Raw genomic sequence first — 11937 nt, forward strand, 5'->3', positions numbered from 1 at the left:
GCCTGAAAACCCCAAACAAGACGAGTCAACTAAACCGACAGCAGTCCCAGGCGAGAACCGGCCGCGCATGGGATTCGACTGAGTACGTCCCGGGCCATCACGGTGGCTGAGAACTGGGAAACGGTGTCCCGGCTTGTCCCGAAACGTCGAAGCTCCGATGACTTGGGCACGACCAGCTCAGCTAAGTCGGGGAGCGTCAGTGAATCGTTCCGCCCGAGACTCTCAGTTGCCAAGACAGCCGCACTCACCGCCGCGGTGGCGCGGCGGTGTAGAAAGCTCTCACTGGCTCACCGCTTTGTGAGTCGCGAACTCGTCCCGCACCCACGCCCGCAACGTCGTCGGAGTGGTCGTCACCACCGACCGCTCCTGCTCAGGCGTGAAGTCATCGCGCAGCCCGGTCGACATCCCCAGCAAGGCATCCGTCATTGCCGCCGGCATGCCTGCGTCGACGTACTGCCGCAGCATCTCCTCATCCGCGATCCGTTCGACGATCACATCTTGCCCGAGCTCTTGCGTCAGGATCCCGGCGACCTGCGACCAGCTCAGGTCTTCTGGTCCGTGCAGAGCCTGCACGCGATGTCCCGTCCATTCACGATTGAGCAGCATCAGCGCCGCCACTTCAGCGATGTCGCGGGGCGCCACCCAGGCCATCGGGGCGTCGATCGGCAGCACCGTCTGCAGCCTGCCTGACTTCAGCGACTTGACGTCGAGCAGCAGGTTCGTGAAGAAGTAGCCGCACCGCAGATGGGTGACGTCGGTGTCGAGTCCGTCCAGTGCGACTTCGGTCGCCGCGAGTCCGTCGATCTCACCGGCACCGTGGCGCTTCTCGGCGCCGATGCTGCTCTGGAACACGACGCGACCGATACCGTTCTCGGCGACCGCACGCACGAGAGCCTCCGTGGCGCGGGCGTAGTCCGCGAGCGGATCCTCCGAAATGACAGACGGATCGACCCAGTAGATGGCGTTCACGCCGCGAGTCGCGTCCACGACCTCATCGACATTCTGCGAGTCCGCGCGCGCCACGTCGACGTAGGGGATCAGCTCCGGGGAGATCTGCTCTGGGTGCCGAGTGAGCAGCAGCGGGCGGATGCCTGCGCGCACCAGCATCCGTGTGAGGTGGCGTCCGACATTGCCGTTGGGTGTGGTGACAGCGATTCGCATGACGAGTCCTTTCCTCTGTGTGACCGGCCACGATAGAACCAGATGCGGCCTGTTATTGACCGCATCTTCGGTGATCATGGAATCGTGGACTCGCCATCGAATCGCACCCTGCATCTGCTGTCGCTGCTCCAGGCAGGCGGCGATTGGAGCGTTGCTGCGCTCGCTGAGCGACTGGAAGTGAGCCAGCGGACCTTACGGCGAGACACCCAACGACTGCGCGAGCTCGGGTACGACGTGCAGTCCCGACCGGGTCCAGGTGCCGGATATCAACTGCGCCCAGGGACGAAGATCCCGCCACTGCTCCTCAGCGCTGATGAGGTCGCCACGATCATCACGAGTCTGCTCGTGCTCGAGACCTGGGCCCCCGATGACCCGACGGCGTCTCTCGCCCGCTCGAAGCTCGAGCAGACGCTGCCTCCCGCCCTGCGCCGACGCGCGGCCGCCACTGCGATCTCGACCCAGATCCTGCACGAGGCGCCCGCACCCGTGGACTGGGCGCTCGTCGGCATCCTGTCGGATGCGGTCGCCCAGGGCGCACGCGTCGGCTTCGATTACACCGATCAGTCCGAGCGGCAGTCCGCGCGCGTGGTCGAGCCGCACCGCCACTTCCTCCGGAACCGGCAGTGGTACGTCGTCGGGTTCGACATCGACCGAGGCGATTGGCGCCTGTTCCGACTGGATCGGATGCAGTCGACCAGCATCCTTCCGGGCGCGCACTCGCCCCGGGAGCTCCCGTTCGCGTCGATCGAGAGCTGGTTGGCGAGCGACTTCGGCCGGGTGGGCTCAGCACCCGAAGGAGCCGCTAGTCGCTGAACGCCCCGTGGCAAGGCTCCGAAATCACCTCGCCTTTATCTCGGATGCACGCCGCTTTCAACCCCGTTCCCACGAATGCACGGAGAGCGCATCGTTGATTGCGACAGATGGAACGGAAGAGAAAGGTGAACCACATGACTGACTCCACGGACGACCGCGCGAAGGTCGCAGAACTCGTCAAGAAGTTCCGACTCGCGATGTTCGTCACGGCCCACGCCGACGGCACCCTCGTCGCGCACCCGCTCACGGTGCAGGAGGCGGAGTTCGACGGCGACCTGTGGTTCCTCGTCTCGAAGAACTCGTCGCCGATCAGAGATCTCGCCGCCGACTCGCACGCCAACGTCTCGCTCAGTTCGAATGACGCCTGGGTCTCGCTGTCGGGCACGGCACGCCTCGTCGAGGACCGCGAGAAGATCGACGAGCTGTGGAACCCTGTGGTCGAGGCCTGGTTCCCCGATGGTCCGGACGACCCCGCCGTCGGCGTGCTCAAGTTCAGCGCGGACTCGGCCGAGTACTGGGATACCCCGGGCGGAAAGATCGCCACAGTGTTCAGCTTTGTGAAGTCGAAGATCACCGGGGAGCGCTACGACGGCGGCGAAAGCGGCAAAGTGGATCTCTGACCCTGACGGGCGCGACGACCGCAGGCTGCCACACAACGAAGGAGCCACCGTGACTTCCCACGACGACCAGCCACACCGGGATCACATCCCCTGCCCGGAGGAAGAGGTCGCTGACCTGCTCCGGGCAGAACCCGACGTCGAGAATCACGCCCAGCATCCGGAGTGAGCCTGCGCCGCAGCACACCGAACCGGATCTTGCGAGAGCTGCGTACTCCGACTGGTAACGTTCCCTCGTAGCGCTCCTCATGCTCCATAAGTGAGCGCGCGTCGAAGGGCAACATGATGGCTGACAAGCCGCACCGTCCGACCGTCAAAGAGGTCGCGCAGCGCGCGGGTGTGAGCCCGATGACGGTCTCACGCACGCTTTCCGGCGGTGTCAACGTCAAGCCCGACGTGCAGCAGCGAGTGATGGATGCCGTCGCCGAGCTCGGCTATCACCGCAACGAGAACGCGCGCAGCATCCGTCCTGGCCAGAGCAGCGGGCTCATCGGCGTCGCCATAACGAACATCGCCAACCCGTATTACAGCACCTTCGCCCTCGGCGTCGAAGAGGAGGCCGCGCTCACCGGTCGGCGCATCCTGCTCGGCAACACATCGGAGGATCCCACCCGCGAAGCGGAGCTCGTCGGCGACTTCCTCGGACGACGCGTCGACGGCCTCATCGTTGTGCCCGCGAGTTCCACCGCGCTGCATCTCACCCACTCGCAGAGCCAGGGCGTACCCGTCGTGCTCGCCTCGCGCCGGGTCGACGGACTCGATGCGGACAGCGTCGTGCTCGCTGACGACGACGGCGCCTATCGCGGAGCCATCGCACTCATCGACGCCGGCCACACCCGCATCGGATACCTCGGCAACACGCTCTCGATCTTCACCGGAGAGCGCCGGCACGCAGGCTTCGTCCGGGCCCTCGAGGAACGCGGCATCACGATCGAACCGACACTCATCGCGGCCGGGCAACAAACGGTCGACCAAGCCCGCGATGCCACCCGCGCACTGCTCGGCATGAAGAACCCGCCCACCGCGATCTTCTGCGCCAACAACCGCAACGCGATCGGCGCCGTCAAGGCGATCAGCCAGCAACTGCACGCTGGGCTCAAGACGGCCGACGAGTTTCCTGAACTCATGAGCTTCGACGACTTCGAACTGGCCGAGCTGTCGCCGGTGCCAATCAGCGTCATCGATCACGACCCGCGCGAGCTGGGTCGGACAGCGGCGCGGATGCTATTGGACCGGCTGGACGGCGGCGGCGAGGCTGCTGCGGTGCGGGAAGTCGAGCTGCCGGTGTCGTTGCGGATGCACGTGCACTGACGGAAGCAATCCGACGCTTCGACTGACTCAGCGACCGCGTTGAGTGACGGCGTTGGAAAAGTGGTTGACACCTTTGCCGCAGGTTGGTAACGTTACCAATCAATCGACGGACGAGGAGGCCTGATGGAGCTGTGCATTGACTTCGGTGGCACCGAGATCAAGCTCGCCGTCATCGACGACGGACGCATTCTCGGCGCCGACAGCATTCCCGTCCGCGGCAACGCGACCGACCTCGAGGCGGCGGCCACGGCATCCCGTGCACTGATCGCGCAGACCCGGACCGCCCCGACCGCGGTCGGCATCGCCGTTCCGGGCGTCGTGTCACCAGCATCCGGGCGCATGCTGCACGCCAACGACAAGTACGACTTCCTACGCGACTTCGACCTCCACTCCTGGGCAAAGAGCGAACTCGGCCTGCCTGCTGTCATCGAGAACGACGCACGCGCGGCGCTCATCGGTGAGACGTCTACGGGATCAGCCAGCGGCGAGCGCGATGCAGTGCTCGTGACGCTCGGAACCGGGATCGGGACTGCCTCGATGATCGATGGAGTTCCGCTGCGCGGAGTCACCGGGCACGCTGGGATTCTCGGTGGTCACGCCACCGTCGACATCAACGGGCCGACCTGCCCGTGCGGCAATGTCGGATGCGCTGAGGTACTGGCCAGTGCGTGGGCGTTGCGCGAGCGGAGCGACGGGCTCAGCGTCAAGGCGCTCTTCGAGAGCGACGACAACGCCGAAGTCCGCGACAGCTTCCTGCACGTCTGGGGTGCGGGTGTCGTCACCCTGATCCACATGTACGACCCGAGCGTCGTCATCCTCTCCGGCGGCATCCTGCGCGCCGGGGCCGCCGTCAGCGCGCCTGTCGAGGCGTACGTGCGCGGGCACCTGTGGCCTTCCATGACACCGCCGCGGTTCATCGTGCCGCCGGAACCCGAATACTCCGTCGCCCGCGGGCTGAGCACGCTCGCCCGCCAGACGCATCCACGTACCGAGAAAGACCAGGAGACCAAGTGAGCACGCCGATCAGCGACATGCACCAGGGCCACACAGAACGCGGCCGTTACGACACCCAGCCCACCGTGGCTCTACCCAAGGGCGAGACGATCCTTCGCGGATCCGCCGGCTGGCTGGCTGCCGCCGAGACTGCGACGTCCCGGGGAGGAGCGATCCTGGCCGACACCTATCCGGGCGTCGACGTCCCCGCCCTCAAGACGCAGATCCGCGAGGCGCTCCCCGACTGGAACATCGTCGATGTCGAAGACGCCGCGCTCCCCGTCGCCGACGTCGAGCAGCTGATCGCCCCGAACCTCACCGACGACCGCGTCCTCGGCGTCATGAGCCACTTCGCGCTCAGCGACTTCTACGACGCGGCGGGGCTCGATGAGTTGGCCTCGGCCATCGCCGAGCGAACCGTCGTCGTCGGCTGGGGTGCCGGTCTGCTGGCCGAGCGGCTCGAGAGCGCCACCACGATCATCGTCGACATGGCCCGCTGGGAGATCCAACTGCGCCAGCGCGCCGGCGCCACCAACTGGCGTGCGAATAACGCGGACGAAGACAGCCTCCGCAAGTACAAGCGCGGCTTCTACGTCGAATGGCGCACGGCCGACCGCCACAAGCGCACCCTCTTCGACACCGTCGACTTCGTCGTCGACGGCAACGCGATCGCTCCGGCCGAGCCGCACCCCGATTCTCCGGATGCCGGGATGATCACCGGCAACGCCTTCCGCCAGTCACTGCGGGATGCGGCGGCCCGCCCCTTCCGCGTCGTGCCGTTCTTCGACCCCGGAGTGTGGGGTGGCCAGTGGATGAAGAAGGTCATCGGGCTCGACCCGGCCAAGGACAACTACGCCTGGTGCTTCGACTGCGTACCCGAGGAGAACTCGCTGCTGCTCGAGGGCGACGGCGGCGTCATCGAGATCCCGTCGATCGACCTCGTCTTCGCCCAGCCGGTCGAACTGCTCGGCGCGAAGAACTACTCGCGCTTCGGGGCAGACTTCCCGATCCGCTTCGACTTCCTCGACACCATGGGCGGCGGCAACCTCAGCCTGCAGGTGCATCCGCTGCAGGACTACATCCGCAACACCTTCGGAATGGCCTACACGCAGGACGAGAGCTACTACCTGCTCGACGCCGACGACGACGCCGTGGTCTACCTCGGCACCAAGACCGGCATCGACCAGCAGCAGATGGTCGATGACCTCCACGCTGCTCAAGACGGCGGTGCGCCCTTCCCCGCCGAGACGTACATCAACTCCTTCCCCGCCCGAAAGCACGATCACTTCGCGATCCCGGCCGGCACGATCCACTGCTCGGGCGCCAACTCGATGGTGCTCGAGATCTCGGCAACCCCGTCGACCTTCACCTTCAAGCTGTGGGACTGGGACCGGGTCGGGCTCGACGGCATCCCGCGCCCGGTGCACCTCGACCACGGCGTGAAGAACATCCAGTGGGATCGTGACACCGAATGGGTCAACGAGAACCTCATCGATCAGGTCGAGACCCTGCACACCGAGGGCGACGTGACCGAAGAGCGCACCGGCCTGCACGAGCTCGAGTTCATCGAGACCCGACGCCACTGGTTCACCCAGGGCGCTGACCACGACACCGAGGGCACCGTCAACGTCATCAACCTCGTCGAGGGCGATGAAGCGCGGGTCGTCAGCCCGACCGGATCGTTCGAGCCGTTCGTCGTCCACTACGCCGAGACGTTCATCATCCCGGCATCCGTCGGCCGCTACCGCATCGAACGGACCGAGCGTTCGCAGAGCACCCGGTTCGCCACGTTGAAGGCCTACGTGCGTGGATCACGCATGAGCGACAACTGAACACACAGCACGACCCACAGAAGCATCACCAAGAACAAGGGAGTTCCCATGATTTCGCGACGCAAGATCGCCATCGCCATCACCGGCGTGGTCTTGGCCGGAGTGGCCCTCGCAGGCTGCTCCGGCGGTTCCGGCGGCGGAGGCGGTGACGGCGAGACCACCGGCACGCTCAACTTCTACACCGACAAGGCCGCGTGGAAGCCCGACTTCGAATCACTCAACGAGACGAGCGGCGCCGACGTCGACATCACCCTGAAGACGACCGGCTACTCGGACGCCAATCAGTACGACGCGTTCATCAAGCAGTCGTTCCGCACCAACAAGTCACCGGGCCTGTTCACCTGGCACACCGGCCAGTCGTTGAAAGAGCTCGTCGACGAGGGCCTGATCGCTGAGACCACCGACATCTGGAAGAAGGCGATCGACGAAGGCTGGGTGAGCGAAGACCTCGCCGAGAGCTACACGTTCGACGACAAGCAGTACTGCGTTCCGATGAACATCGCCTACTGGATCATGTTCTACAACAAGGCCGCCTTCGCCGACAACGGCGTCGAGGTTCCCACCACCTGGGACGAGCTCAACACCGCCGCCGAGACCCTCAAGGCCGCCGGCGTCACGCCGTACTACCAGACCAGCACGCTGTTCACTTTCCAATGGTTCCAGCACCTCGTCGCCTCGACCGACCCCGAGCTCTACGAGGGCCTGACCACGGGCGAGGTGAAGTACACCGACCCCGAGATCGTCGACGTCATGAACATCTGGCTCGAGGAGCACGAGAACGGCTGGTTCAGCGACGCCGGCAGCACGACCGATCCCGCCGTCGCGCTCAAGCAGGGCGATTTCGCGATGATCAACTTCGGTACCTTCTACGCCGGCAACCTCGACGGTGCCGGCATGAGCGCCGACGACTACGGCATGTTCGCGATCCCCGCGGTCAACGCCGACCTCGAGAAGACTCCTGTGGCCGTCGAGTCCGGACCGATCTGCGTCGCCGAGAGCTCGTCGCAGAAGGATCTCGGTCTCGCCTACTCCGAGTGGTGGATGTCGGACGGCGCGCAGACCGCATGGAACGCCGCCCACGGTGACGTGGCCTTCAACCCGAAGGCCGAGGTCTCAGACCCCGCCCTCGCCGAGATCGGAACCGCCATCGCCGGTGACGACTACCAGTTGTACGACCGCTTCTTCGAGGCGATGCCGACCGAGATCGTGACCACCGCGATCGAGCAGTTCGGTGCGTTCAACGCCAACCCCGGCGACCCTATGCCGTTCCTGGAGAAGATCCAGGCCACGGCTGACAAGTACTGGGCAGAGCAGGAGTAACGCCCCGCATGGCGCAACAGAAGACGCGTTACCAGTGGTCCGCCCGGGGCTTCATCGCCCCGGGCGTGCTGCTCATCGCCGTACTGCTCTACCTGCCGCTGCTGTGGACCGTGTTCCTCAGCTTCACCGACTACAACGGACTCGGCAGTCCCGACTGGATCGGCTTCGACAACTACGTCGAGATGTTCACTGACGGCGACTTCGTCACCTCGGTGCTGAACACGCTGCTGTGGGTGGTCGGAACGCTCATCATCCCGGTCGGCATCGGTCTCGCGGTCGCTCTGCTCACCTGGAACCTCGGCGGCGGACTCTGGCTGCGCCTGCCCTTCCTCATCCCCTATGCCCTCTCGGGCATCGGCGTCGGTGTGGTCTGGTCGTTCATCCTCTCCTCCGGCGGTGCCCTGGATCAGGCCCTCGCGATGTTCGGGATCATGGATCCCCCGCGCTGGCTTCTGGATGCTCCGCTCAATACGATCGTCATGATCATCGCCGCCTCCTGGCAGGGAGTGGGCGTGAACGCCCTGCTGTTCACGGTCGGCCTGCAGGCCATCCCCAAAGAGCCTCTCGAAGCCGCGCGCATCGACGGAGCCAACGGCATCCGCCTGTTCACCAGCATGCTGTGGCCGATGCTGCGCCCGCTCACCGCAGTCGTGGTCGGGCTCTCCATCGTCGCCAGCCTGAAGACCTTCGACATCGTCTGGGGTATGACCAAGGGCGGGCCGGGCACCGTCTCGGAGACCCTCGCGCTGACGATGTACAAAGAAACCTTCGTCAACAGCGACTACGGCCTCGGTTCTGCGATCGCCGTGTTCCTCACGGTCATCACCCTGATCGCCTCCGTGACGTACCTGCGTCAGCAGCTCTCGCCGAAGAAGGAGATGTGACATGAAAGCCCTCCGTTACGGCATCCTCATCGTGCTCGGAATCGTGTGGCTGCTGCCCGCGTACCTGCTCGTCGTCAACGCGATGAAGGATCCGATGACCTTCACCTCGAAGACATCGTGGATCCCCACCGACTTCCACCTGTTCGAGAACATCGCCGCGGCCTTCGAGCTGTCGGGTCTGGGGGACAGTATCGTCAGCACGCTGCTGTACGCGATCATCTCGCCCACCATCGCGGTGCTCGTCGGCGCCGCGGCCGGATTCGCGATCGTCGCCCTACGCCTGAAGCACGGCTTCACGTGGTTCGTCGTGATCTTCGGCGGCTCTGTGTTCCCGTTGCAGATGATCCTGCTGCCGTTGTTCGATGCCTACTCCCGCACGGGCATGTTCGACACCCGCGTCGGCATGATCATCATCTACACGGTCATCTCGATCCCGTTCTCGGCGTTCGTGATGCGCAACTTCTTCACCGGCGTCGCGCACTCCACGTTCGAGGCCGCGGTGCTCGACGGCGCCACGACCTGGAAGATCTTCACCCGCATGTACCTGCCGATGGCATCCAGCGCACTGGTGGCAATCTTCATCCTGCAGGCGACGTTCGTCTGGAACGACCTGCTGCTCGGTCTGACCCTGAGCCAGTCCGACGACATCCGTCCGATCATCACGACTCTCTCCGGAATGCAGAGCACCTACGGCGGCGCGCAGATGTCGACCGTGCTCGCAGCGGCCGTGATCGTGTCGCTTCCCACCGTCGTGCTCTTCCTCTGCACGCAGAAGTTCTTCAGCAAGGGCCTGGCCCTCGGCCAGTACTGAAAGGCATCCATCTTGTTTCCTCTCATCCCGACCGTCGACGATCTCGCGGCCGACCCGGTCACGCACCACTACGACGACATGATCGCGCCCTCGGGGCTCACGAACATGCTCGGCACCGTGCGCGTCGACCACGACCTCACCGCGGTGTCCGCAGTGCAGTTTCCTCCTATCTCGCAAGGGCTCACGCAGACCGCTGTGCTGTTCGTCGACGGGCGCCTGTTCGCGTCGTACGGCGTGCTGGCCACGCACGAATGGCGACCGGATCGAGTCGTGCGGCGTGCGGTCATCGGCGAACTGACCATCGAGACGACGACGGTGTGCGTGCCGGGGTCGATGGCGGTGGCGATCGACATCGCGGTGTCGTCTTCTGTCGCGCGTTCTGTGGCGATTGGGATGTCGGCGGCGGCCCGCGTGACGCGGTCGGATGACGCGTGGTTGGATGCGGAGTCGCCTTCTGAGCCGGATGCCGCAACCGTCGTCGACGGCACGATCGAGTTCGCTTCGTCGGGTGCCGGGGCATGGAGCGTGCAAGGGCTGCTCGGCGGGTCTGCGGCGTTGAGCGGAGTCTCAGAGCCGGAAAGGTTCGACCTGGGCATCGGCGGCAACGGACGCGGGGGCGATCTGACCGTGACGCTCGACGTGCCGGCGGGCGGTACCGTCCGCACCTCTTATGTCCAGGCCGTCGGCACCACGGCATCCGCTGCCCGGGAGACATACGCGTCGATCGTGGCCGACGTGCCAGGGTCCGTCGCTTCGGCCGAAGAGTTCTGGAACCGGCAGCTCTCCGCCGCGTTCACTCCTGGCAGCGGTGAGTTCTCGGGTTCGCTGCCGGTGCTGGAGACCGCATCCGAGCCGCTTCGTCGCATCTACTGGTGGGCGGCGCTCGGCGTGATCTGGTTCCGTCGCGACTACGAGGGCAATGTTCTCGGCCGCTCATACGACACCCTGATGCCGAACTACTGGGGCACGACGACCTTCATCTGGGACTACAGCCTCAGCTCGGTCAGTCACGCACTGCTCGACCCCGCCGAGATGCGCAATCAGCTGCGGCATTGGATCTCGCTCGACATCCACTCGCACTTCGGCACGTCCTCTCTCACCGGCACGCCAGTCGGGCGGTGGTACTCGGTCAACGACTACTCGATGATCCGGCTCGTGCACGACTACGTGCGCATCACCGGCGACGTCGGGTTCCTGTCGGAGCGGGTGGGAGACACGACCGTGGCCGATTCCGTTCAGGAGTGGGCGACCGCTTGGAAGGCACTGCGCCGCGGCACCGACCTCGCCGACTACGGAGAGATCGACAATCTGCTGGAGTGCGTCAGCTCGTACACGCACGAGGTCGCGAGCCTGAACGCGGCGAACGTGTGGAGTATGCGGACGGCTGCCGACCTCGCCGAGCTGCAGGGCGACGACTCGGCGGCTGCTGAACTGCGCGATTCGGCTTCGGAGTTGCTGCCGTCGGTCGTCGCGCGTTACCTGCCCGGCGAGGGGATCTTCTCGGCAGGCCAACCAGACGGCACCCAGCTCGCGGTGCGGCACTGCTACGACTTCAGCGTCGTCGGCACCACGATCGCCGACGACCTCGCGCCCGAGGTTCGCGCCGAGATGGTGGAGTTCTTCCAGCGCGAACTGCAGACCGACAACTGGATGCGGGCGCTCTCGCCCTGGGATCCGGATGCGAGCTACAGCCCGCGCCCCGACCATCAGTGGAACGGTGCGTATCCGGCATGGCCGGCGGATGCGGGGCGCGCACTCGCCACCCTCGGAGCACCGTCCGTGCTGCTGGACTGGCTTCCCGGGCTCGCGCGGACTGCCAACCAGGGGCCGATGGGGCAGGCGCATTTCGTGGAGGAAGCGGTGCCGGGCATCAACGGCGGCGCACGCAAGGCCCCGCCGCAACTGCCGTACATCATCGACTGGGCGTGCTCATCGTCCGGCGCATGGATCGAGCTCGTGATCGAAGCACTGTTCGGGGTCTCGGTGGCCACGGACGGCACGGTCACTGCGGCCGGGTGCGTCGCGGGGATCGATCCGTCGGCGACGCTGCGCGGGCTGCGAGTCGGCGGGGAGTCGTACGACGTTCATGCGGACGGGCGCGTGGTCGCGGCATCCACCTAACCCGCACCCCATTGAAAGAAGAGTTTCCAGGGTTCAAGCCGACCTGAAGCCCGGAAACTCTTCTTCCACCCGGA

At 65.5% G+C, this 11937-nt stretch carries 10 protein-coding genes; 9 read left to right on the forward strand and 1 reads right to left on the reverse strand.

The genetic code is table 11. The features are described 5' to 3' along the window. Positions 1 to 279: 279 nt before the first annotated feature. Positions 280 to 1161 carry an NAD(P)H-binding protein gene (locus tag ACTU6V_RS00005; protein WP_443474563.1) on the reverse strand — a complete coding sequence of 294 codons (882 nt, stop codon included), beginning with the start codon at positions 1159 to 1161 and terminating at the stop codon, positions 280 to 282. Between the two features lie 84 nt (positions 1162 to 1245). On the opposite strand from ACTU6V_RS00005, the gene ACTU6V_RS00010 reads away from it, so the two are divergent. The 9 genes from ACTU6V_RS00010 (at position 1246) to ACTU6V_RS00050 (ending at position 11863) form a co-directional block, all read left to right on the forward strand. Next, entirely contained in the window at positions 1246 to 1974 is a 729-nt protein-coding gene (locus tag ACTU6V_RS00010) for a helix-turn-helix transcriptional regulator (protein WP_443474564.1), read from the forward strand. Between the two features lie 134 nt (positions 1975 to 2108). Further along, positions 2109 to 2594, forward strand: a complete 486-nt coding sequence (locus ACTU6V_RS00015; RefSeq protein WP_443474565.1) for a pyridoxamine 5'-phosphate oxidase family protein — start codon at positions 2109 to 2111, stop codon at positions 2592 to 2594. Between the two features lie 279 nt (positions 2595 to 2873). After that, positions 2874 to 3902, forward strand: coding sequence for a LacI family DNA-binding transcriptional regulator (locus ACTU6V_RS00020; protein WP_443474566.1), 1029 nt, complete (start codon positions 2874 to 2876; stop codon positions 3900 to 3902). 123 nt (positions 3903 to 4025) lie between these two features. Next, positions 4026 to 4916 carry an ROK family protein gene (locus tag ACTU6V_RS00025; RefSeq protein ID WP_443474567.1) on the forward strand — a complete coding sequence of 297 codons (891 nt, stop codon included), beginning with the start codon at positions 4026 to 4028 and terminating at the stop codon, positions 4914 to 4916. Further along, complete coding sequence (locus ACTU6V_RS00030; RefSeq protein WP_443474568.1) at positions 4913 to 6727, forward strand: class I mannose-6-phosphate isomerase; 1815 nt, start codon at positions 4913 to 4915, stop codon at positions 6725 to 6727. Before ACTU6V_RS00025 ends, ACTU6V_RS00030 begins: the two co-directional genes overlap by 4 nt. A gap of 48 nt (positions 6728 to 6775) precedes the next feature. After that, the gene (locus tag ACTU6V_RS00035; protein WP_443474569.1) at positions 6776 to 8047 is read left to right on the forward strand and encodes an ABC transporter substrate-binding protein; all 1272 of its coding nucleotides are present in this window, start codon (positions 6776 to 6778) and stop codon (positions 8045 to 8047) included. Between the two features lie 8 nt (positions 8048 to 8055). After that, positions 8056 to 8931 (forward strand): carbohydrate ABC transporter permease, encoded by an 876-nt coding sequence (locus ACTU6V_RS00040; protein ID WP_443474570.1) that lies wholly within the window; start codon positions 8056 to 8058, stop codon positions 8929 to 8931. Position 8932: 1 nt separating this feature from the next. After that, on the forward strand, positions 8933 to 9742 hold the full coding sequence (locus ACTU6V_RS00045; protein ID WP_443474571.1) for a carbohydrate ABC transporter permease: 810 nt from the start codon (positions 8933 to 8935) through the stop codon (positions 9740 to 9742). A gap of 12 nt (positions 9743 to 9754) precedes the next feature. Continuing rightward, a complete protein-coding gene (locus ACTU6V_RS00050; RefSeq protein ID WP_443474572.1) occupies positions 9755 to 11863 on the forward strand; it encodes a glucosidase family protein in 2109 nt (702 codons plus the stop codon). The last annotated feature ends 74 nt before the right edge of the window (positions 11864 to 11937 follow it).

The sequence above is a fragment of the Microbacterium zouquanmingi genome, from assembly GCF_052266675.1.
Taxonomy (GTDB): Bacteria; Actinomycetota; Actinomycetes; order Actinomycetales; family Microbacteriaceae; genus Microbacterium.

Bases quoted from the DNA above. Each gene is read 5' to 3' on its own strand.
- ACTU6V_RS00005 (WP_443474563.1), bottom strand. From the start codon at position 1,161: ATGCGAATCGCTGTCACCACACCCAACGGCAATGTCGGACGCCACCTC.
- ACTU6V_RS00015 (WP_443474565.1), top strand. From the start codon at position 2,109: ATGACTGACTCCACGGACGACCGCGCGAAGGTCGCAGAACTCGTCAAG.
- ACTU6V_RS00020 (WP_443474566.1), top strand. From the start codon at position 2,874: ATGATGGCTGACAAGCCGCACCGTCCGACCGTCAAAGAGGTCGCGCAG.
- ACTU6V_RS00025 (WP_443474567.1), top strand. From the start codon at position 4,026: ATGGAGCTGTGCATTGACTTCGGTGGCACCGAGATCAAGCTCGCCGTC.
- ACTU6V_RS00035 (WP_443474569.1), top strand. From the start codon at position 6,776: ATGATTTCGCGACGCAAGATCGCCATCGCCATCACCGGCGTGGTCTTG.
- ACTU6V_RS00040 (WP_443474570.1), top strand. From the start codon at position 8,056: ATGGCGCAACAGAAGACGCGTTACCAGTGGTCCGCCCGGGGCTTCATC.
- ACTU6V_RS00045 (WP_443474571.1), top strand. From the start codon at position 8,933: ATGAAAGCCCTCCGTTACGGCATCCTCATCGTGCTCGGAATCGTGTGG.